The sequence below is a fragment of the Acinetobacter sp. HZNU-JH01 genome (assembly GCF_037996845.1).
Taxonomy (GTDB): domain Bacteria; phylum Pseudomonadota; class Gammaproteobacteria; order Pseudomonadales; family Moraxellaceae; genus Acinetobacter; species Acinetobacter haemolyticus.
Map to the genome: position 1 here is coordinate 502,517 of NZ_JBBMZX010000001.1, position 22,539 is coordinate 525,055.

Annotated in this window: 21 protein-coding genes, 1 tRNA gene and 1 pseudogene; 12 read left to right on the top strand and 11 right to left on the bottom strand. The window is 38.7% G+C overall.

All coding sequences use genetic code 11. From position 1 onward, the window contains the following. Nucleotides 1-31: 31 nt before the first annotated feature. Complete coding sequence (locus AAC851_RS02485) at nucleotides 32-520, bottom strand: glutathione peroxidase (protein WP_004639367.1); 489 nt, start codon at nucleotides 518-520, stop codon at nucleotides 32-34. Then, the gene (gene msrB, locus AAC851_RS02490; protein ID WP_004639368.1) at nucleotides 517-936 is read right to left on the bottom strand and encodes a peptide-methionine (R)-S-oxide reductase MsrB; all 420 of its coding nucleotides are present in this window, start codon (nucleotides 934-936) and stop codon (nucleotides 517-519) included. Before msrB ends, AAC851_RS02485 begins: the two co-directional genes overlap by 4 nt. Nucleotides 937-1,090: 154 nt before the next feature. Here msrB and AAC851_RS02495 point away from each other — a divergent pair, with 154 nt between their 5' ends. The 9 genes and pseudogenes from AAC851_RS02495 to AAC851_RS15900 form a co-directional block, all read left to right on the top strand. After that, nucleotides 1,091-2,326 (top strand): pyridoxal phosphate-dependent aminotransferase, encoded by a 1,236-nt coding sequence (locus tag AAC851_RS02495; RefSeq protein ID WP_004639369.1) that lies wholly within the window; start codon nucleotides 1,091-1,093, stop codon nucleotides 2,324-2,326. Between the two features lie 339 nt (nucleotides 2,327-2,665). After that, nucleotides 2,666-3,733 (top strand): asparaginase, encoded by a 1,068-nt coding sequence (locus AAC851_RS02500; RefSeq protein WP_026057248.1) that lies wholly within the window; start codon nucleotides 2,666-2,668, stop codon nucleotides 3,731-3,733. A 169-nt stretch (nucleotides 3,734-3,902) separates the two neighbouring features. After that, a complete protein-coding gene (gene dnaE / locus AAC851_RS02505; RefSeq protein ID WP_004639371.1) occupies nucleotides 3,903-7,466 on the top strand; it encodes a DNA polymerase III subunit alpha in 3,564 nt (1,187 codons plus the stop codon). A gap of 13 nt (nucleotides 7,467-7,479) precedes the next feature. Beyond that, nucleotides 7,480-8,316: an RNA methyltransferase gene (locus AAC851_RS02510; protein ID WP_005081202.1), complete on the top strand. Its 837-nt coding sequence runs from the start codon at nucleotides 7,480-7,482 to the stop codon at nucleotides 8,314-8,316. Beyond that, a complete protein-coding gene (gene cysE, locus AAC851_RS02515; RefSeq protein ID WP_004639373.1) occupies nucleotides 8,313-9,134 on the top strand; it encodes a serine O-acetyltransferase in 822 nt (273 codons plus the stop codon). The genes AAC851_RS02510 and cysE overlap by 4 nt, the downstream gene beginning before the upstream one ends. A gap of 105 nt (nucleotides 9,135-9,239) precedes the next feature. Then, a complete protein-coding gene (locus AAC851_RS02520) occupies nucleotides 9,240-10,139 on the top strand; it encodes an ABUW_2363 family tetratricopeptide repeat lipoprotein (RefSeq protein ID WP_005081200.1) in 900 nt (299 codons plus the stop codon). Nucleotides 10,140-10,252: 113 nt separating this feature from the next. Continuing rightward, nucleotides 10,253-12,268 (top strand): esterase/lipase family protein, encoded by a 2,016-nt coding sequence (locus tag AAC851_RS02525; protein ID WP_340600448.1) that lies wholly within the window; start codon nucleotides 10,253-10,255, stop codon nucleotides 12,266-12,268. An 88-nt stretch (nucleotides 12,269-12,356) separates the two neighbouring features. Continuing rightward, nucleotides 12,357-12,749 (top strand): IS3 family transposase, encoded by a 393-nt coding sequence (locus AAC851_RS15895; protein ID WP_026070416.1) that lies wholly within the window; start codon nucleotides 12,357-12,359, stop codon nucleotides 12,747-12,749. A 140-nt stretch (nucleotides 12,750-12,889) separates the two neighbouring features. Then, a pseudogene (locus AAC851_RS15900) lies at nucleotides 12,890-13,072 on the top strand (IS3 family transposase); the annotation flags it as partial. 170 nt (nucleotides 13,073-13,242) lie between these two features. Here the strand turns inward: AAC851_RS15900 and AAC851_RS02535 are convergent. The 3 genes from AAC851_RS02535 to AAC851_RS02545 all read right to left on the bottom strand — a co-directional run bounded on the left by AAC851_RS02535 (nucleotide 13,243) and on the right by AAC851_RS02545 (nucleotide 14,713). After that, nucleotides 13,243-13,803 (bottom strand): FxsA family protein, encoded by a 561-nt coding sequence (locus AAC851_RS02535; RefSeq protein WP_100833588.1) that lies wholly within the window; start codon nucleotides 13,801-13,803, stop codon nucleotides 13,243-13,245. 200 nt (nucleotides 13,804-14,003) lie between these two features. Further along, nucleotides 14,004-14,438, bottom strand: coding sequence for an I78 family peptidase inhibitor (locus tag AAC851_RS02540; protein ID WP_005081013.1), 435 nt, complete (start codon nucleotides 14,436-14,438; stop codon nucleotides 14,004-14,006). A 113-nt stretch (nucleotides 14,439-14,551) separates the two neighbouring features. Then, nucleotides 14,552-14,713 (bottom strand): hypothetical protein, encoded by a 162-nt coding sequence (locus AAC851_RS02545; protein WP_004638809.1) that lies wholly within the window; start codon nucleotides 14,711-14,713, stop codon nucleotides 14,552-14,554. 507 nt (nucleotides 14,714-15,220) lie between these two features. Here AAC851_RS02545 and AAC851_RS02550 point away from each other — a divergent pair. Next, nucleotides 15,221-16,267 carry a hypothetical protein gene (locus tag AAC851_RS02550; RefSeq protein ID WP_125503317.1) on the top strand — a complete coding sequence of 349 codons (1,047 nt, stop codon included), beginning with the start codon at nucleotides 15,221-15,223 and terminating at the stop codon, nucleotides 16,265-16,267. A gap of 101 nt (nucleotides 16,268-16,368) precedes the next feature. Here the strand turns inward: AAC851_RS02550 and AAC851_RS02555 are convergent, their stop codons facing one another. The 5 genes from AAC851_RS02555 to AAC851_RS02575 all read right to left on the bottom strand — a co-directional run bounded on the left by AAC851_RS02555 (nucleotide 16,369) and on the right by AAC851_RS02575 (nucleotide 19,009). Then, nucleotides 16,369-16,581 (bottom strand): cold-shock protein, encoded by a 213-nt coding sequence (locus AAC851_RS02555; RefSeq protein WP_004638805.1) that lies wholly within the window; start codon nucleotides 16,579-16,581, stop codon nucleotides 16,369-16,371. Nucleotides 16,582-16,872: 291 nt separating this feature from the next. Next, nucleotides 16,873-18,098, bottom strand: a protein-coding gene (locus AAC851_RS02560; RefSeq protein WP_340600449.1) for an IS3 family transposase whose coding sequence is annotated in 2 segments (ribosomal slippage) — nucleotides 16,873-17,759 and nucleotides 17,759-18,098 — 1,227 coding nt in all. Because the reading frame shifts where the segments join, the coding sequence is not laid out codon by codon here. A 104-nt stretch (nucleotides 18,099-18,202) separates the two neighbouring features. Further along, the gene (locus AAC851_RS02565; RefSeq protein WP_004638802.1) at nucleotides 18,203-18,412 is read right to left on the bottom strand and encodes a cold-shock protein; all 210 of its coding nucleotides are present in this window, start codon (nucleotides 18,410-18,412) and stop codon (nucleotides 18,203-18,205) included. Between the two features lie 110 nt (nucleotides 18,413-18,522). Beyond that, nucleotides 18,523-18,741, bottom strand: a complete 219-nt coding sequence (locus AAC851_RS02570; protein WP_325772662.1) for a transposase — start codon at nucleotides 18,739-18,741, stop codon at nucleotides 18,523-18,525. Nucleotides 18,742-18,932: 191 nt separating this feature from the next. Beyond that, nucleotides 18,933-19,009, bottom strand: a tRNA-Met gene (locus AAC851_RS02575). 300 nt (nucleotides 19,010-19,309) lie between these two features. On the opposite strand from AAC851_RS02575, the gene ruvC reads away from it, so the two are divergent. Then, nucleotides 19,310-19,855, top strand: coding sequence for a crossover junction endodeoxyribonuclease RuvC (gene ruvC / locus AAC851_RS02580; RefSeq protein ID WP_004638800.1), 546 nt, complete (start codon nucleotides 19,310-19,312; stop codon nucleotides 19,853-19,855). Nucleotides 19,856-19,861: 6 nt separating this feature from the next. Here ruvC and AAC851_RS02585 read toward each other — a convergent pair whose 3' ends face one another. Beyond that, nucleotides 19,862-21,370: an NAD(P)H-hydrate dehydratase gene (locus tag AAC851_RS02585; RefSeq protein ID WP_340600450.1), complete on the bottom strand. Its 1,509-nt coding sequence runs from the start codon at nucleotides 21,368-21,370 to the stop codon at nucleotides 19,862-19,864. Nucleotides 21,371-21,393: 23 nt separating this feature from the next. Here AAC851_RS02585 and queG point away from each other — a divergent pair, with 23 nt between their 5' ends. After that, nucleotides 21,394-22,518 carry a tRNA epoxyqueuosine(34) reductase QueG gene (queG, locus tag AAC851_RS02590; protein ID WP_340600451.1) on the top strand — a complete coding sequence of 375 codons (1,125 nt, stop codon included), beginning with the start codon at nucleotides 21,394-21,396 and terminating at the stop codon, nucleotides 22,516-22,518. The last annotated feature ends 21 nt before the right edge of the window (nucleotides 22,519-22,539 follow it).

Here is a 22,539-nt window from a genome sequence, read left to right on the forward strand (position 1 = left end):
TCATTACCGTCTTTTTTAACAATAGGAATATCTATGACTTCGCTAATGCTTTTTCAATATCCGCTTCCAAAGCTTCTGGCTTAGTTGTTGGTGCGTAGCGCCCCAGAACTTCACCATTGCGTCCAACTAAGAACTTAGTGAAATTCCATTTGATATTACGACTACCTAAAATTCCTTTTGCCTCACGGGTTAAGAAACGGAAGATCACATGTGCTTCAGGTCCTTTAACGTCTACCTTGGCAAACATGGGGAAATTAACACCATAATTACGCTGGCAGAATGCCCCTATTTCCTTATTCGTACCTGGATCTTGTCCACCAAACTGATTGCATGGAAAACCTAATACCTCTAAACCTTGAGATTTATATTTTTCATAAAGTTTCTCCAGTCCCGCAAATTGTGGTGTAAAACCACATTTACTTGCTGTATTCACAATCAGCATCACCTTTCCTTTGTAATCAGAAAGTGCTTTTATTTCTCCCTCTAACAACTCAGCTTCGAACTGATAAATGTTACTCATGGGTAAGTTTCCTCGTCATTTTTTTCTTCTGTTTTAAGTTGTAATGATGCTGAATTTACGCAATAGCGTAATCCAGTCGGTTCTGGGCCATCTTCAAACACATGCCCTAAATGTGCATCGCAATCATGGCAAACAATTTCTGTTCTAACCATGCCATGTGAAGAATCGTCATGCTCCTCTATGGCTAAATTATCAATCGGTCGATAAAAACTTGGCCAACCAGAGCCACTGTCATATTTAGTTTCAGAAGAAAATAATTTCGCACCACAGCAACGACATACATAAATCCCTTTTTGTTTACTATTCCAATATTGTCCAGTAAACGCTGGCTCAGTACCCTTTTTACGGGTAATGCGATATTCTTCTGGTGATAACTCTCTTTGCCATTCTCGGTCAGTTTTATTGACTTTTCCCATGAAAAAACTCCTTTAAATCTATGAGATTCAATGTCATGCTTCATGCTTTCCATATTTACGCTAGTCCTTGATAAATTTCTAGCGAAATTTCAAAATAGATTGTGCGTTTTCGGTAATCTATTTTTTCTTAACTTACAAAACATTGGATGGAATTATGTCCGTTATCAGTAACACTACGCCACGAGAAATTAAGAAATCATCTAAGCTCGAGCATGTTTGCTACGACATTCGTGGACCTGTGTTGCGAGCCGCCAATGAAATGGAAGAACAAGGGCACAAAATTATTAAGCTCAATATCGGTAACCCTGCACCATTTGGTTTTGAAGCACCGCAAGAGATTATCAATGACGTTGCTTTAAACTTACCCAATGCAATTGGTTACACCGATTCTAAAGGTATTTTCCCTGCACGTAAGGCAATCTGCCAGTACTACCAACAGAAAGGCATCTTTGATATGCACGTCAACGATGTGTATGTTGGAAATGGTGTTTCAGAACTTATCGTTATGGCAATGCAAGGCTTGCTAGACGACGGCGATGAAATGTTAGTTCCGATGCCTGACTATCCATTATGGACAGCGGCAGTGAATCTGTCTGGTGGTACAGCAATTCACTACAAATGTGATGAGGAAAACTACTGGTATCCTGATATTGCCGATATGGAGAGTAAAATCACGCCCAATACACGTGGGATCGTGGTAATCAATCCAAATAACCCAACAGGTTCAGTCTACCCTCGTCACGTTTTGGCGCAAATCGTTGCTTTGGCAAAAAAATATGATTTGATTTTATTTGCTGATGAGATTTACGACAAAATCATATATGACGGTATAGAACACGTTTCAGTTGCGGCATTGGCTGGCGATCAACTCTGTGTGTCGTTTAACGGCTTATCTAAAGCATATCGTATTGCAGGTTATCGTGCAGGCTGGATGGCGATTACAGGTAACAAGGCCCGTGCTGCTGATTATATCGAAGGTCTAGACATGTTGGCTTCGATGCGTCTATGTGCGAACCATCAAGCCCAGTATGCGATTCAAACAGCTTTGGGTGGTTATCAATCGATCAATGACTTAATACGTCCAGGTGGTCGCCTGTATGAACAACGTAATATTGCGTGGGAAATGCTAAACGAAATCCCTGGTGTAAGTTGTGTTAAACCAGAAGGTGCAATGTACTGTTTCCCTAAACTTGATCCAACAGTGTACGCAGTTGAAGATGATGAAGCGTTAATGCTTGATTTATTAAAAGCAGAAAAGGTTTTACTCGTGCAAGGTACAGGCTTCAACTGGCCAACGCCTGATCATTTCCGTGTGGTATTTTTACCTGCAGAAAATGAGCTTCGTGAAGCAATTAATCGCTTAGGTCGCTTCCTAGCCACACGTCGTTAAGCAAAAAAATTAAAGCAATGTCTGTACAAGACATTGCTTTTTTTAATTTTAGAATAGTTCGTCTGTCATTACACAAAATTGCACCAAGATGATGCATCTATATTAAACCCCAAAAAAAATTAAAATAAGCACCTAATATTATTTAAATTAATAAGAAAATTCTTTCAAACCACTTCAATCACTTAAATCTTTAATCAAATCTACTTTTACTCTAGACAAAGGTCTAATAAAAAATAATTTTGCCAATGATTTAAATGCTAAAACTTCAAATAATAGCTCCCGATGTCATGTCGGATTTGACATAGCACTTCGGTGGAAAACTAAAAAACAGGATTGTGATTGATGATTAAAACGGTTAAATCATTAGGATTAGCATGTACCCTACTTGCAGCTTCAGTTTCATTGTATGCAAAAAATAATGTCGTTATTATGGCGACAGGTGGCACGATCGCAGGTGCAGGCGCAAGCTCAACCAATAGTGCAACCTATACAGCAGCAAAAGTTCCTGTAGAGACACTAATTAACTCAGTTCCTCAAATTAAAGATCTAGCAAATGTCAGTGGTATCCAAGCCCTACAAATTGCATCTGAAAACATTACCGATAAAGAGCTTTTATCGCTGGCACGTCAAGTCAATGATTTAGTTAAAAAACCATCTGTGAATGGGATTGTGATTACACATGGTTCAGACACACTTGAAGAAACTGCATTCTTTTTAAATCTTGTTATCCATACTGACAAACCGATTGTTCTAGTTGGTTCAATGCGCCCATCTACTGCTCTTTCTGCGGATGGACCACTTAATTTATATAGTGCTGTTGCCCTTGCTTCATCTGATGAAGCAAAAAATAAAGGCGTACTGGTACTGATGAATGACTCAATCTTTGCTGCACGAGATGTGACCAAAGGAATAAATATCCATACCAATGCCTTTGTTAGTCAATGGGGGGCATTAGGAACAGTTGTTGAAGGAAAACCATATTGGTTTAGAAACAGTATCAAACGACATACCAAAGCATCAGAATTTAATATTGAAAATATTAAAGGTGAACAGCTACCCGTTGTTCAAATCGTATATGGTTCAGACTCTATGAAACCTGATGCGTATCTTGCTTATGCAAAAGCTGGAGCACGAGCAATCATCAACGCAGGTACGGGTAATGGATCTGTTGCAAAATATTTAGTTCCAACCTTACAACAACTACACAATGATAACGGGATTCAAATTATCCGTTCTTCTCGTGTGGCTCAAGGTTTTGTTTTACGTAATGCTGAACAACCTGATGATAAATATGGTTGGGTAGCTGCACATGATCTTGATCCACAAAAAGCACGCATTCTCGCGGCATTGGCACTCACTAAAACCAATGATGCTAAAGAAATTCAACGGATGTTCTGGGAGTATTAATTTACGTCCATAACGACTCAACCGATGTATATGATCAAATCGCATATACATCGGTTTTTTAGTTTCTGAGTCGAATACAAAGCAGATATGATCTTATTGCAAAAATATTAGACAACAGCCATAGACAGAGCGTGTTAGAATAATCGGCGGTCGCGTTAAGGATAGATCTATGCAGTTTGTTCATCTTGGTATTCATACAGAGTTTTCGATTACAGAGTCGATTGTTCGCATACCCGATTTGGTCAAAGCTGCTATAAACGATGAAATGCCTGCTCTGGCATTAACTGACCTGTCAAACCTACATGCTGCAGTGAAGTTCTATGAAGCATGCCTTAAGAAAGGAATTAAACCGATTTTAGGCAGCGTCATTCGACTCAATGATGCTGAACATCGCGCCACACTATTAGCAATGAGCAATACAGGTTGGAGAAACCTGACTGAAATTGTGTCCCGCGGTTTTATCGAGGGGCAACAACTCAGTATTCCTTGCGTCCAAAAAGAATGGGTACTCGAACAATCTGAAGACTTGATTATCTTGCTTGGGCAACACAGTGATGTGGGTAAAATGCTCTGCTCTTCAAACCCACAAAAAGCTGAACCTTTATTAGAAGCATGGATAGAAAAATTTGGTAACCGTGTTTATCTAGCATTAACACGTACCGAACGCGCGGGTGAAGAAGACTTTATCCAAGAAGCAGTCAAACTCGCCGCAAAATACCAAATTGGTGTCGTTGCGCATAATGACATTCATTTTATTGAAAAAGACGACTTTTACGCACATGAAGCCCGTGTTTGCATTGCGGATGGTTATGTACTCGGTGATGATAAACGTCCCAAAAACTATAGTCCCGAACAATATTTCAAAACTGGGCAACAAATGTCTGAACTTTTCTCAGATATTCCAAGTGCAATTGAAAATACATATTACGTCGCACAGCGATGCAATGTAGCACTGCAACTCGGAACCTATTTCTTACCAGACTTCCCTATCCCTGATGGTTATACCATTGATACCTATTTTGAGCATCTGTCTCGTCAAGGTTTAGAGGAGCGCTTAAACCACCTTTATCCAATATCAGAGCGTGATGAGGATTGGGAAGATATTCGAAAACCCTATGATGAACGAATCAAATACGAAGTTGATATCATCTTAAAAATGGGTTTCCCCGGCTACTTCCTCATCGTTATGGACTTCATCCAATGGGCAAAAAACAATGGGGTACCTGTCGGACCGGGACGTGGTTCTGGTGCAGGTTCACTGGTTGCATATAGTTTAAAAATTACCGACCTCGATCCACTCCGATATGACCTACTCTTTGAACGTTTCTTGAACCCTGAACGTGTTTCAATGCCCGATTTCGATGTCGATTTCTGTATTGCAGGTCGAGATCGCGTTATCGAATATGTTGCTCAGAACTATGGTCGCCAAGCTGTTTCCCAAATTGCAACGTTTGGTACCATGGCTGCAAAAGGTGCTATTCGAGATGTTGCACGAGTCTTGGGTAAATCATACGGACTCGCGGACCGTATCTCAAAAATGGTGCCAACCAAACCACTTGGCGTTGATCTAGCGACTGCGATTGATATGGAGCCGCAACTTAAAGATATCGTTACCAATCCATCCAACCCAGACAATGATGATGCGGCTGAAATCTGGGAAATGGCGCTTAAACTTGAAGGTATCACACGAAATACAGGTAAACACGCGGGTGGTGTAGTTATCGCTCCCGGAAAAATTACCGATTACTCTGCAGTGTTGTGCGATCCAGATGGTACCAACCGTGTAGCGCAATATGACAAGGATGATGTCGAGGCAGCAGGACTCGTCAAATTTGACTTCTTGGGTTTACGGAACCTCACGGTGATCGAGGATGCCGTTCAGAATATTAATAAACGAATCAAATCTGAAACTCCTCTCGAAATTGCAAATGTCCCTTTAGACGATAAAGATGCATACTTAGTCTTTGCTGAAGCAAATACGACTGCGGTATTCCAGTTTGAATCCGTCGGCATGAAAAAAATGCTTAAAGAAGCAAGACCAAGTAAATTTGAAGAAATTATTGCCTTCGTTTCTTTATATCGTCCGGGTCCAATGGATCTAATTCCAGACTTTATTCATCGTATGCACGGTGGCGAGTTTGAATATTTACATCCATTACTCGAAAGCGTTTTAGAACCGACTTATGGCATCATGGTTTACCAAGAACAGGTAATGCAAGCAGCACAATTCTGTGCTGGTTATACCTTAGGCGGCGCTGACTTACTTCGTCGTGCAATGGGTAAAAAGAAACCTGAGGAAATGGTAAAGCAACGCCAAATCTTTATTAAAGGTGCTGCCGAAAAAGACATTGATGAAGCCACAGCCAACCACATCTTTGACTACATGGAAAAGTTCGCAGGCTATGGTTTTAACAAATCACATGCGGCTGCCTATGCACTGGTTGCTTATCATACCGCATGGTTAAAAGCACACTATCCATCAGAATTTATGGCAGCGGTACTATCATCGGAAATGCAGAACACTGACAGTATCGTGTTCTTGATTGATGACTGCCGTAACAATAAGTTAGAAGTACTTCCTCCGTCTGTAAATATGTCCTTATATCATTTCCATGCCAGTGATGAACGTACCATTGTCTACGGTTTAGGTGCGATTAAAGGTGTTGGCGAACAGGCAATGCAGTCTGTGATCGACTCACGCATTAAAGAAGGTCCATATAAAGACTTATTCGATTTCTGTCATCGTATTGACCTAAAAAAGATTAACAAACGTACCTTAGAAGCGCTTATCCGTGCCGGTGCATTAGATTGTCTCGGCATAGAACGCTCAAGCTTGATGACGCAACTTCCAGAAGCCGTACAAGCAGCTGAGCAAGCACGTAGTAACCGAGAAACAGGAATTATGGATCTGTTTGGTGAAGTTGAAGAAGTTCAACGAAAGCCAGCCAAACCTGTGAAGCCTTGGTCTGATGAAGTTCGTTTAAAAGGTGAAAAAGATACGCTTGGACTGTATTTGACAGGACATCCGATTGATGTTTATCGCCAAGAGTTAAAAGCCTTTATTCCAGCCAAATTAAATGAACTTACACCGACACGTCGAGGGGTCACAACTGTTTTTGCAGGGTTAGTCGTAGATATTGCTAACTTCCCGAATCGAATTATGATCACCTTAGATGATGGCACTGCACGTGTAGAAATCAGTTGCAATCATGAACGTTTCCAACGTTACAAAGATATTGTTCGACTCGAACAAGTCGTTGTAGTTGAAGGCGAAATCTATGAACGTGAAGGCTATGATCGCCCAATGGCCCGTTTAAGCAAAGCATTTAGTTTAAATGATATCCGCCAAAAGCGTGCTCAAAGTATTCAAGTACAGCTAAGCCCTGATTTAATGACCAAATCCTTAGCCAAAGATTTACAAGCTATTCTGCTTCCGTATTGTAATGTCGATATGAGTCAACATATTGGTTTACAGTTACAAATTGAGCAAAGCTTTGCCTATGCTGAATTACATCTTGGACCACAATGGAAAGTTGCCCCTCAAGATGAATTACTCGCTAAATTACGTGATTATTTTGGAAAAGATGCTATTTTCATCGAATATCAAGTGAAATCAAAAGCTGCCAAAGCAATTGAAAAACCTAAAGTTAGCACTGTCGCAACACCTCCTGAAAATATGTCTATGGATGAAGCCTTGGATCTTTATCAAGCCGAAGTTTCTCAATATTCTTAAATTTGGATGATATATGAATCAGTTTGAGCAAAATAATATGACCAAACCTTTGGATCATGTCCGTATTGTTATGGTCAATACAACTCTCCCTGCAAATATTGGTAGCGCTTTACGTGCGATGAAAACCATGGGATTATCCAAATTAGTTTTAGTCGCACCTAAAACATATCCTCACCCAGATATTGATGCCTTGGCAGCAGGCGCACAAGATCTTATCGAACATATCGACATTGTAGAAACACTCGAACAAGCGATTCAAGATTGTCATCTGGTGTTTGGAACCAGTGCTCGTAGTCGTACCATACCGTGGCCATTATTAGATGTAAGACCAGCAGCAAAAGAAGCACTTCACGCGGCGTCACAACAGCAAAACATTGCTATTGTTTTTGGTCGTGAAGACCGTGGTCTGACAAATGAGGAGCTCGCCCTCGCCAATTATCATTTAACAATTCCTGTAAATCCTGAATATGGTGTGTTAAATGTCGCACAAGCCATTCAAGTTGTATGCTACGAGTTAAGAATGGCGGCACTGGAGCAAATCAGTCCAGTGGTTGACACATCAAATGAGCAAATGCAACTTAAACAACAGCAAACCATGCAATGGGACGAACCGCTTGTAACCCAACAGCAAATGGAAGAGTTTTATCCTCATTTTGAGAAAATGTTGACTGAAATTGAGTTTTTAGATCCTGATAATCCCCGTTTACTCCCTTTACGCTTGCGTCGTTTATTCGGAAGGATACAATTAGATCGTATGGAATATCATTTATTACGCGGTGTTTTTAGTCGTGTACAGTCTTTGGCAAATGGTTCATGGAAAAAATCTCAATCGGAGGATCATAACAAATGATTAAACAGCTTAAAGAAGATATTGAGGCTGTATTTGCACGTGATCCTGCAGCACGCAATACGCTTGAAGTTTTAACCACTTACCCAGGAATTCATGCATTAATCATGCATCGTATGGCGCATGAACTCTGGAAAAAAGAGTTTAAAGGGACTGCACGTTTACTCTCCTCTTTCAGCCGTTTTGCCACTGGTATTGAAATTCACCCTGGTGCAAAAATTGGTAAACGCTTTTTCATTGATCATGGCATGGGGGTCGTGATTGGTGAAACTGCTGAGATTGGGAATGACGTCACCCTATATCATGGCGTTACACTGGGTGGTACCACATGGAATAAAGGTAAGCGTCATCCAACCTTAGAAGATGGTGTGGTGGTTGGTGCAGGTGCGAAGATCTTAGGCCCTTTCACAGTTCACAAGGGTGCGAAAGTTGGATCGAATGCTGTTGTTACTAAGGAAGTTCCAGCAGGCGTTACTGCGGTGGGTAGTCCTGCCCGCTATATCTTTAAACAACAAAACACCAAAGAACAGACAGAACAAGAAGCTTTGCGACGTGATTATGCAGAGAGTATTGGTTTCGAACCGTATGCGACAACGGAAGATCAATCCGATCCGATTCTAGAAGGTATTCGTGTATTACTTGATCGCATGCAAAAGAATGAAAAGCGTATGAATACACTTTGCCAAAGACTATCTCTGCTTGATCCGACTTTTAACGGTCAGAATTCTAAAACTCAACCATATAGTAAAGAAGAATTAAAAATCATCGAAGAAGTACGTCGTGAATGTGAAGCGCAAAGTACAACCTTTAAAACTGAGTAAGTTAAAAAAATATAACATCTCGTACATTGCAAGTTGGTTCCGCTTTTCCTAGACTAGCGGAACCAATCATTTTTATCCTCTTACTAAAATTAATGGATGTAGATCATGAATTTTAAGCCCTTGGCATTACTTGTACTTTCAACCACTTTTCTAACGGCTTGTGGCGTAGCCCCAACAAAAAAAGAAAATGTTGCTGAGCCATTTGTATTTAAAGAACCTGATCCTACTCCAGCATTCTATGCTTTAAATCCAATTCAATACGATGCACCACCGAGTTTTGAGTTAGCTATCAAAGAAGCTGCTGCACAACCAGTGACTAAAATGGTAGTTTCTCTTCAAAGTGATCCATCTAAATCAATGACTTTAGATGTAAACAAAATTATTATTCCGACGATCGATAGTAAACAACGTAATGTCAAATATGCAGTGCTTGCGGGTGAAAATGAAGTTGATGTGACTGAGATTGATGATTTCTTACAGCTTGTCGAAGGTAAAGCGCGTCACTATCCGCCACGTTTTACTGAACGCCAAGAACGTAAAGGTTATGAAACTAAGCTCAAAGAAATCACACATAAGCTGGATGCGCTCGCAGAAAAACCGAATGCATCATTTGATGTATTATCGCGTGCATTTAAAGCCAGCGTCATGGCACGCAACCTTGATCTAGGAACATCATACACCTCCAAGTCGTTAAACTATGCACAACGTATTCTTGCGATGAGTCCAAATGATCCTGAAACCAATTTCTGGTTTGGATTTGGCTTGTCTGAAGGTGGTGGTCAGCGCGAAGCTATCCCTTATTTAGATAAAGCAATTAAAGGCGGTGTACAAGAAGCATATCTTTCTGCTGCAAACAACTATTTATGGTTAGAGCAAAAAAGAAATGCAATTCAAACTCTCAGAAACTATAAAATTAAGTTCCCTGATGAGGCTGAAGTCGCAGATCGTTTAATTCGTGAAATTGAATCTGGTAAGCGCTGGAACGTATGGCAAGTGATGAATTAATTTTTTATTTCTTGAACAAATAGACTGCCCTGAGCAGTCTATTTTTTTTACATTGAAAAAACATTAATTTTTCGTATTATAAATAACATCCAAGCCTACCGTGCTGATCCATCATGTTTGCATTTCAACCGAATAAATCTTTATTTATTGTTAGTCTACTCAGTGCAATCATGGTGAGTGGTTGCCAAGTCGTCAGTCTAAAGCAACAAGCGATAAATGTAACCATCGCCAATGAACGTAATAGCATTTTAACGCAAAAAAAATTAAGCGAAGCCAGTCTGAATGTCCTCTCCATGTCTGGTAAAGAAGCTAAAGTCTGCACCCAAACACCAAATGACTGTGTCGCTGATTTACACAAAATCCCACAAATTTTAGATGAACAGCTCTTATCAACTGCAAGCGAATTATATCTTGCTAAAGCATTGTCATTATCTGAATCTTCGGATTGTAAAATTAGCAAGCTAAGCAAACATCGTAAAGAAGAAGAACAGAAAGTCATTCAACAAAACTATGAAAAGTGTCTAGATCAAGAACTTGAGTCCTTAGATAAAAGTATTCGATATAGCTATGCATATTTATTCAAAACAAGTCGTCAACCACAAGAACGTATTTTTGATAACCGACAAGTTCAAATTCGAGATTTCTATAATCAAGCACTAACCAAATTAGTTAATGTACACAGTCTTCGAAATCCATCTAAAACCATTACCCCAACAATTAAAATTGGTAAAAGTATCTATACGATCGATATCGAATCTTATCAACGCCTGCAAAATGTTCAACAGCTTGAACAATTTGTTTCTAGCTATAATATGAATTTTTCAGGGTTAAGAGCCATTAACCGCAGAGATGGTTTTGGGTCTGATTTTGTGGCGGTCTTCCCGTCCTCAGAAGCCAATCGTGGGGAAAATAAATATATTCTTGATCCTCTGAATTATAAATATCCAAATGGCACCAACCCAAATATTCATAAAGCACGTTATTTGGCAGCGACAATCATTGCTCAACCTAAACAAGCAACTGCCAGCGTGGAAGATGTTTTAAATAATCCAAATTTTGAAATTAAAGTTTATGATCCTTACAACACTGAAAGAGTAAATATCGCAGGAAAAGCATACTCACTTGCCGCAAACTTTTCTGCGCCTTACGGCCTATGGTTAGCAGAAAACAATCTAGGTGCAGCTGCTTATCTTTCGTTGATTGACCGTGACCAGCATCTCACCATGCCACATCTTTATATGTTGGAACCTTATAATCCGAATAAAAAAGTTATCGTATTAATACATGGTTTGGCGAGCAGTCCTGAAGCATGGATTGCTGTTACCAACGATATTATGGGTGATCCAGTTTTGCGTGAAAACTATCAAGTATGGCAAGTTTTCTATTCAACCAATATGCCTATCTTAGAAAGTCGCTTTCAAACCTATGCATTATTGAAACAGGCTTTTTCATCATTGAATCCTAGAGATGCTGCTGCAAAAGATGCTGTTTTAATTGGTCATAGTATGGGCGGCATTATTAGCCGTTTACTGGTAAGTGATGTAGATCTATCGAAACAAGCTTTAGCAATGATGACCAGCCGTCAGCAAGCCCAGCTCAGAAAGCATCCTGTTATTAGTGAGCGATTAAAGATGAAACCAATTCATAACTTTAATCGAGCTGTTTTCTTAGCGTCACCCCATCGTGGAACTGATTATGCTGACCGTTGGTTTACCTTAGCTGCGCGGAAAATTATCCGTTTACCTGCAACTTTTCTCACAACTTTAGCAGACACACTTACCAGTGATGATATGGATCTTAAAGATTTCGTGAAAACACTGACTAATGATGTCATCCAAAATGGGCCTAGTGATTTAAGTAAAAAATCGAAATTTATGGAGTTAACTGCCGATGTTCCACCTGAAAAAGGTCTAGTGTTCCACTCTATTTTAGGCAACATTACTAAAAGTGATGATCCAAATGTCATCACAGATGGAATCGTCCCATATAAAAGTGCTCACTTAGATGGAGCAGTTTCAGAAAAAGTTTTGCATGGCGGACATTCTATTCAAGAAACGCCTGAAGCAATACTTGAGTTACGTCGAATCCTTCGTCAGCATCTTGTTGATCATGGCTTGTATAAGCAATAAATAAAAAAGCCCAAACTAAAGTTTGGGCTTTTTTGATTCTAATTTTGTCCCGTCCTGAAATAAGTTTACCCCTTAAGAGGCTTATTTTATGGAATATGAAAAAGAACAACGAGTTAAACGAACACAACGAGATTATAGTTTTGCCTTTAAAATGCTGATTGTCCATGAGGTAGAAAAAGGGCAAATCACTTATAAACAAGCTCAAGCAAAATATGGTATTCAAGGAAGATCAACTGTGCTTACATGGTTACGTAAGTACGGACAACAAGATTGGACTTCTAAAGCTATGCCTTCCACTTCAAAACGCCAACTCACCCCTCAACAACGCATTCGCCAGTTGGAAAAACAATTAGCCGCAGAAAAGCTAAAAACTGAATTTATCCAAGATGTGATTTATCACATAGACAAAGAATGTGGGAGTGATCTTGGAAAAAAGTATACCGAGCACGTTTCAAAGATTGGCAAGCCCAAAGAAGACTAAATGTCTCACGTTATTGTGAGTGGATAGGAATCACCCGACAGGCTTACTATCAATCAGAAAAACGTGCTCAAATCAAAGCTCAGGAAACCCAGCAAGTACTTGAATTAGTTATGGAGTATCGTTATTTGATGCCAAGTATCGGTACGCGTAAACTCTATTGGCTGATCAAACCAAAATTGCTAGAACAAGGACTGAAGTTTGGTCGAGATCAGTTATTTAAGGTATTAAAAGAGAATGATTTATTGATACGCCCTAAACGTCGCTATACCAAAACTATAGATAGCAAACACTGGATGAAGAAACATCCTAATTTATTAAAGGAGTTAGACCATTTAATTTCGAAATCTATAGTGATTTATAACTGCTACAGACCGCATTTAAGTTTAAATATGATCACTTCTAATCAGATGTATGAGAAAGCGAAAACCGAGCTAATTGCTTAACTCGGTTTTAAATGAAATACTGTCAATCTATTTCAGGACGGAACAATATTTTAATTTACATCTTTAAATTCAATTTTCTTTTGCTCTGGTTTTACTTCTCTTGCTTCACCATCAATGATGGTTGAATCTTGATACTGACCGCTACCTTGCTGTCTTTGCATCTCTTGCATTTGGCGCATCATATCAGCAAAAGGATTTTGTCCTGCAGCACCGCCACCCATTCCATTCATCATTTGATCCATCATCGCTTGCTGACGTTTTGCCATGGTTTTCATTAATGCATTACGAAGACCTGTTTGAACAGCAGGAATAAGCACAAGTACAGCTAACACATCTGAAATCAATCCTGGAATCATTAATAAGAAACCAGACATAGCCAGTGCTATCTTTTTCGTTACTGCTGGATCACTACCAAGCTGCCCTGTCATTTGCATTTGTTGTAATTGCGGCATAATACTTGACGTGCTTGAACGCATAATATTTAGACCGATAAAGAAGGCGATAATAAACCAGAAGAATACGTACCACATACTCCCCACAAGGTCGCCCACGCCGATCCATACTAAAACTTCAGCAATTGTGCCAAATACCACGATAAGAAGTAGATTCATGTCAAAGCTTCGTCTATCTCAGAAGGTTGAAAAAATGTGCAGCACAGAGTTTATAAAAGTAAAGCCAGTACAGCAAATAAAAAAATAACTAATTAAAGAGATGGGTACTTTTTTGGATTTATCAAGTCTTCGATGTTTCACAGATATAAAAAAGCTCCCAATCAAATATTTTTAATTGAGAGCCATAAATGATTTATGTTTTAACCACAACTTGCATGGGTAATCTTTTTAGATTTTGGATCTACGGTAACCGTAACACGATTTTCACGATAGTCCATCGTTACAGGTTGATTTGGTCCGATACTACGTACAATTTCAGATTTTGTTTTTTCTTTAATTTGTGCTTCCGTTAAACCCGTTTGACCAACTAATTTTTGTGCTTCATCAGCTAAACATTTAGGCTGGCTCGCACGGAAAAGCTCCCACTCTTCAACCACTTGACCATTTGGTAGTTTACAGTAACCAACTTGTCCATTTGCTTCGTTGCGAATTTCTAGTTGACCACCCTGTTCAACACAATATTTACTTGCAGGATTCGCCATTCCAATTTTTGGTGGTGTCATTTCACTGCTTGGTGTAGATGTACATGCGGCAAGTGAAGTCATCATTAAACCTAAAAATAAGATCTTTTTCATAAGTTTGAATTCTTAAATTTGAAAAAAATAAGATATCAAAAATGATAAATTATTATGTCTATGATTTGAAACAGAAAGTATTATTTCTGATCTAAACTCATAGTTTTGCTTAATTACTGAATAATCACATACTCTAGCCGAATAGCCTCATCAACTAAATAGTGATCCTTAATCATATAAAAATAGGGTGCTGCGCTTATCCACTCATCCATTGCAATAATCGCTTTCGTATATCCCTTTTCAGCAGAAAAATCTTTTATTTGTATAATGTCCATTGGCTTATTCCTTTTACTATAAGCCTTACATATTAAATAAAAAGCACGATTATTAAAAATAAATATAGGTGATCATTCATTCAACGAATAGAAATACTGCATAAATAAAAAGCACCATGAAGATGCTTTATCTCTCAGAGACTCGTTGCAATCAAAATCACTAGACTAAACAACAACGTTCCCATAGATCGCTTACAACAATGTACATGTATCTCTTGCTCAAACCCATGAGCATACGGTTCTAAGTTTTCCATCACTTTAGCACTCTTTAAATGTACTACACTTATTAATTTGCCTAAAAAAATAATGAAATGAAATTAGCAAAAGGTCGTATACCCGTTTAATGTATTTTCTTAAAAATTTAATTCATTTGTGACAATATTTGTCACAATCATCCACTACAACCCAAATCTACTCGTCCGAAAAATAAATTATGTCACTTGAAAAAAGCTTAACATTCAGTGCACTATAAATACATAGCAAAGGCCAGTTAAAGAAGTTAAGTGTATGAATAAAACTATTATTATTTTACCTTTAATGCTGGCTGTGTCTAGCTGCACACTTTTGCCGAAAATAGAAAACAATGCGAGCAACTTCGAAAAATTTAAGGGATTTAAAATTATGGATATCCCTAGAGAAGATGTAAACGTTGGAGCACAGTGGCAACAAGGTTTTGGTCCAACAGGTGAAGCAGCCAATCCAGAAAACCTGATATCCACCAAGTCGTACACAACAATTGATTCCAAGACTCAATTCGGTGTAGAAATAATAAGTAATTTTTATAGGATCTTAAATTTATCACCTACAGCCCAAAACCATACAAGCATTTTATTAGAAGATATTAAAATCGTTACAGTCAAAAACTTAACTGAGCTAGATCTTTCCGCGAACACTCAGGTACTCTATGAAGCAATCAGTGTCGGCAATATATCAATAAAAACAGATAGCAGCTACGCCGCAGAAGTAGAATCTGCGCTCCTAAAAAAATTTGGTAATAGCAATATCTCCCTCAATAGTAACAAACTAAGCTCTAAAAAAATTAACGCTAATGATCTCTTCGTAGCTTATCGTGTTGTCGCAATGGGAAAACCCACTATCACTGAAAAAACAAAACGTTTTACTGAAGGATCTATTCAAATTGATGATTTTATTATCAACTTAAATCCTAATGCGGCTATTAATTGTATGTGTGGAAAGTATGCCATCGGTAATGGCCCAACTTTTCAAGAAAAAAGACAATGTGAAATACAACACCCTTTGAAAGTCTCAGTTGAAAATCACTTGTTAGGAAAAACAGCCAGTGGTGGTATGAAGAAACTTTTTGACATCCCATGGAATAGAACAACTCAAGATTATCAAAACATTCATACTTCTCAACACAATGCCTCATATAAAGTTGAGAAGATTCAAATAAATGCCGTCTTAAACTCCAAAGCAGTAAATAGTTGCTTATTTATACAAGGGAGTACTTTTTATGACCGTAGTAATATTAAATTAGTCACAATTACCTATCCAATCCACCCTGTCCAAAAACCTGTTGCCAGTGGCTGGTAATCAAGCTAAATACAACCAGCTCATCACTTGCGATCATTTTTCGCATAATCAACACAAAGAAGCCCACAAATCGCGGGCTTCTTTAAAGCTATTGCTGTGTTTTAAGGCACAACAGTAATACCTGTTGCTTGTGGCCCTTTCTTACCATCAGTGATCGTAAAAGTAACTCTTTGACCTTCATGTAAAACTTTAAAGCCAGTACTTTGAATTTCACTGAAATGTGCAAAAACATCTTGTCCAGAGTCTGCATGAATAAAGCCAAAACCTTTAGTTTCGTTGAACCACTTCACTGTACCAGTAACAGTATTAGACATATCTTTAACCTATTTTTAAAAATGGAGGGTGCTTAGCAGCAAGCAACTTGGAATCATAAACCCTGAGAAGAAATCTGATAAAAACGAAAGGTTTGACTAAACTACGAAATGAAAAGATTTTTTGAATCAGCAGTCTTATTCTTCTAGTTAATATTTACTATACACGACTTTACTTTTTTTGCGCAATATCTATCTAGTCTAAGATGATGGTCTATTCTGAGGTTTATTATCGAAAAATCGTAAGAATGTCCCGTCCTGAAATAGATTGACAGTATTTCATTTCAAACCGAGTTAAGCAATTAGCTCGGTTTTCGCTTTCTCATACATCTGATTAGGAGTAATCATATTTAAACTTAAATGCGGTCTGTAGCAGTTATAAATCACTATAGATTCCGAAATTAAATGGTCTAACTCCTTCATCGTTTTACATCGTGTAGTTAAGAACTCCTGTTTGAGTATGCCATTGATTCGCTCTGCTAAAGCATTTTGGTAACAGTCTCCTCCATCTGTCATCGAGGGACTTATACCGTAATGCTGTAGTGCCGATTGATATAATTCAGAGCAATATTGAGAACCTCTATCTGAATGATGAATCAGGGTTGTTGCTCTATCTTTTATAGACTTCATTGCCATATGTAAGGCTTGTACAACATTCTCTGCCCGCATATCACTTGATAACTTATAACCTTTAATTTGTCGGGTATAGGCATCTGTCACAAGTGATAGATAATGCACACCCTCTGCACTTTCAACATAGGTAATATCACTAACAAAGACTTCATTTGCCCGTATTGGAGAATAATCCTTTAATAAATTAGGATGTTTCTTCATCCAGTGTTTGCTATCTGTAGTTTTGGTATAGCGACGTTTAGGGCGTATCAATAAATCATTCTCTTTTAATACTTTAAATAACTGATCTCGACCAAACTTCAGTCCTTGTTCTAGCAATTTTGGTTTGATCAGCCAATAGAGTTTACGCGTACCGATACTTGGCATCAAATAACGATACTCCATAACCAATTCAAGTACTTGCTGAGTTTCCCGAGCTTTGATTTGAGCACGTTTTTCTGATTGATAGTAAGCCTGTCGGGTGATTCCTATCCACTCACAATAACGTGAGACATTTAGTCTTCTTTGGGCTTGCCAATCTTTGAAACGTGCTCGGTATACTTTTTTCCAAGATCTCTCCCACATTCTTTGTCTATGTGATAAATCACATCTTGGATAAATTCAGTTTTTAGCTTTTCTGCGGCTAATTGTTTTTCCAACTGGCGAATGCGTTGTTGAGGGGTGAGTTGGCGTTTTGAAGTGGAAGGCATAGCTTTAGAAGTCCAATCTTGTTGTCCGTACTTACGTAACCATGTAAGCACAGTTGATCTTCCTTGAATACCATATTTTGCTTGAGCTTGTTTATAAGTGATTTGCCCTTTTTCTACCTCATGGACAATCAGCATTTTAAAGGCAAAACTGTAATCTCGTTGTGTTCGTTTAACTCGTTGTTCTTTTTCATATTCCATAAAATAAGCCTCTTAAGGGGTAAACTTATTTCAGGACGGGACAGAAAATAAAACAAAAAAGCCTACATCGAAATGCAGGCTTTTTTCGCTAAAAGTATTTTCTATTAGATAACAGAGATACTAGTCGCTTGTGGTCCTTTCTTACCTTGGCCAAGAACGAACGAAACACGTTGTCCTTCATGTAAAACTTTAAAACCATTGCTTTGGATTTCGCTGAAGTGAGCAAAAACGTCTTGCCCTGAATCAGCCTGAATAAAACCAAAACCTTTAGTTTCGTTGAACCACTTCACAGTGCCAGTAACTGTATCAGACATACTTTTTAAACCTTTTAAACTTTGTTCATTTATGAGTTAAATCTAGATTTGATATTTAGATTTAACTCAATCTATCTTTATTAAATAGATACTTCAAGTACAAAAACCATCTAAGTCAATCGATATAACTGATTAACCGAAGCATAAAAGCTTTTACCGTCCAAGTTAAAGTCAACTTCTTGACCAGACTCTAACAGTACTTTCTTACCTACTTCTACCCATTTTGAACCATTCAACGTATTTTGCTGACGCTTCAAAGGGATGATTTTCACACAAATTTCATTGCCATTACTGGCTTTGGCTATACGCCACTCATTAATAATTTTCAACACACTATACTCATTACTGAGCTCAGGTGATCGATTTAATTTACTACAATGCTAGACAGATGAGAGAGGAATACTACATTTCTAGAATCTAATAATTTTAGCTATATTTAGGTTTATTTAAGCTAAGGTAGCATGTGTTTGACTTATGGTTCAAACAACTACTTTCAATACATCACAGAGCAAAATTAATTTGGATGCGGGGGTTGGATTTGAACCAACGACCTTCGGGTTATGAGCCCGACGAGCTACCAGACTGCTCCACCCCGCATCAGCGAGTTAGCTTTATACGCCCATATCAAATTTAATGCAAACATTTTCTATAAAATTCGTAAAATATTAAAAATATTGTTTAAAAATAATACGAATATGGGATTTTTTTTACATTGTCTAGCATTTTTTGAAGAATATTTTTATTAGTGCTTTAATCGAGATATCAGCAAAAATAAAACTATTGCATTGAATCTTTGATCAATTATTCTCTTTTCGATTCTAAACTCTACAAAAAAAGAGTGCCGTCCTAGAATGGCTATGTAACAATAGCAACACACTTATACTTTAATAGCGCTTCATGTCACTGATTATTGGTATCGATCCTGGTTCCCGCTTAACAGGTTATGGCATTATCGAAAAAGACGGTAATAAACTCCGCTTTGTAGATGCAGGAACTATTCGAACAGAGACTCAAGAAATGCCTGAGCGTTTAAAACGTATTTTTGCAGGTGTGGAGCGAATTGTTAAATTTCATGGCCCTACAGAGGCTGCTGTAGAACAAGTCTTTATGGCGCAAAATCCAGATTCTGCGTTAAAGCTTGGTCAAGCACGTGGCGCAGCGATTGCAGCTTTAGTAAATTTAGATCTACAAGTGGCTGAGTATACTGCACGCCAGATTAAACAGTCTGTTGTAGGTTATGGGGCTGCTGATAAAGAACAAGTACAAATGATGGTGATGCGCTTATTGAACTTAACCATTAAGCCACAAGCCGATGCTGCGGATGCACTGGCTGCAGCCATTTGTCATGCTCACGCCTCAGGAAGTATGACTAAACTGGCCGTTTTAAATGCACTAGGTGGTATGGCACGTGGTCGGAGTCGCTCAAGTACTAGACGGCGTTAGGTTAATTTACAAGGCTTGATTCACCACATGATAAATCATTTTCCCCATTTCATGTGCTTGCAAACCTCTCATACCCTTTTCAGCGAGTAAATCCCCTGCCTGTGCATGTAAACTGACAATTTCATGTAATGCGACTTGCTCATGGAATTGTGCTTTTAAACTGGCAATCATGCCTGCCAATACATCCCCCATGCCTCCTGTACCCATACCTGCATTACCCTGCGTACAGATAAATAACTCATTCTCTAAAATTAGACTCCCTGCGCCCTTCAGCACCCATTGCCCTGAGTATTTTTGTCGTAACTGATAAATTGCAGCTATACGATCTTGCTCAATCTCTGTTGCAGTGCAACCCAATAAAGTTGCAGCCTCGCCTGAATGTGGAGTTGCATAAACATGAGCATTTAATTGTTGTGGATGTTTGGCCAAAAACCAGAGTCCATCGGCATCAAGTGCGACTTGTAAATGCGAATGCCGATTTAGGCATTCAAACCATTTTAAATATATTAATTCAGCCCATTCATCACGTCCTAAACCCATACCAAAACAGACTGCATCGATTTGCTTTAGTAATTGCTCAATCTCTTTTTGTTCTAAGGCATTTATATCTCGAACCATGATGTTTGGAGAGCGCGCCAAAATCGCTTGATGGTGTTTAGCATGACAAATAACGCTTACCTTTCCAGCCCCCGCATGAAAAGCAGCTTCAGCAGACATGATCACCGCTCCCCCCATATCAGCATGACCACCGATGACGAGAACATGTCCATAGCTGCCTTTGTGTCCAAAGGCTTGACGTTTCGGCAGCACGACTTTTTTAGGTGACAAATAGGCAATCGACTGTAATTCACTATCAACGGGAATCAAGCTGACTAAATGTAATTGCCCAACATACTCTTTGCCTTGCCCTGTAAACAAGCCAGCTTTGTTTCCCAATAGCGTAAAAGTCTGATCTGCTCGAATAGCACACGGCAAAGCTTGTCCTGTATTGGCATGTAATCCACTTGGGATATCAATCGATATTTTTAAGCCTATTTGCAGATTGTAGAGTTGAATGATGTTTTGCCATTTTTGATCAAGCATTCGGTTTAACCCGATCCCAAATAATGCATCTATATGACAGTCAAATATTGGCAATTCTTGCCCTATTTCATGTTCAGACAGCAAATAGTCAATCGTTTGAATATCAACTTGCTGGCTTTGTGCATAATTAAATGCCTGTTGTAAATCAATAGAATGTCCTAGCTCTGTTGCAAAGACAGTCACTTTAAAACCCTGCTGCTTTAAAAAAACAGCAATATAATAACCATCACCAGCGTTATTACCTTGTCCACACCAAATTGCGATATGTTTAATTTTTTGAGCTAGAAATTGTTTATTTAATTTTTGCGTTATTGACCAAGCCGCTTGTTGCATCAACCCCAGTGAAGCGTTCTGTTGAGCAAACCATCGTTGCTCCCATGCTTGTATACTTTGACTATCATAAACTGGGCTATGGTAAACTAAACGTTGCATGGTTTTCCTCTTATTATCGGTTTATGGCCTCTACTCACTCTTCCAAAAATGCTTCTCAAAAGATTGAGATTCAACAGCTTGATCCCCACGCGCTTAAAAGCTGGATAAAGGCACAAGCTTTGGACTTAGGCTTTTCTGATTGTGTCATTGCCAAACCAGATGCTCAAGATCAAATACCACGTTTTAAAGAATATTTGGAGCGTGGCTATCATGCAGATATGCACTATTTGGAAGAAAACTTAGAAAAGCGCGCAGATCCAACATTGCTTGTTCCAGGTACAAAAAGCATTATCTGTGTGCGAATGAACTATCTTGTAGCATCCCCTAAGCCCCGTTATGTACCATTAGAGCCCAATTCTGCGATTATCGCCCGTTATGCACGAGGTCGTGATTACCATAAAGTGATGCGTGGACGACTCAAAACCTTAGCCAATCGAATTAAAGAAAAAGTGGGCGATTTTGAGTCACGCCCCTTTGCAGATTCAGCTCCAATTTTCGAAAAATCACTGGCAGAAAGTGCAGGTATGGGGTGGACTGGAAAACATACGTTACTGATCCATAAAAAATCAGGCTCTTTCTTTGTATTAGGTGAGTTATTTACCTCTCTCGAACTTCCTTTTGATCAGCCTGCAACTGCACACTGCGGTTCATGCACTGCTTGTATTGATATATGTCCAACTCAAGCGATTGTTGAACCCTACATGTTAGATGCCAGAAAATGTATCGCATATTTAACCATTGAATATAAAGGTATTATTCCAGAAGAATATCGTGCTGGTATTGGAAACCGAATTTTCGGTTGCGATGATTGTCAGTTGATATGTCCATGGAATGGCTTTGCGAAGACGGCAACAATTCCAGATTTTGACCCTAGACACAGCTTAGATAATATCAGCTTACTCGATATTTGGCGGTGGGATGAGGCAACTTTCCTAGCAAATACAGAAGGTAGTCCAATCAGACGTACAGGCTATCAATCCTTTAAACGCAATATTGCAATCGGACTCGGAAATGCGCCATACTCAGATGAAATCATAGCCAAATTGCAAGAAGCAAAATCTTGGCACGATGAGATTGTAAATGTACATATTGATTGGGCAATTCAACAACAATTGCAGCAATCTACTGTTCATCAAATAGAAAAATGATGTTTTTTGCCCTATGGCTTT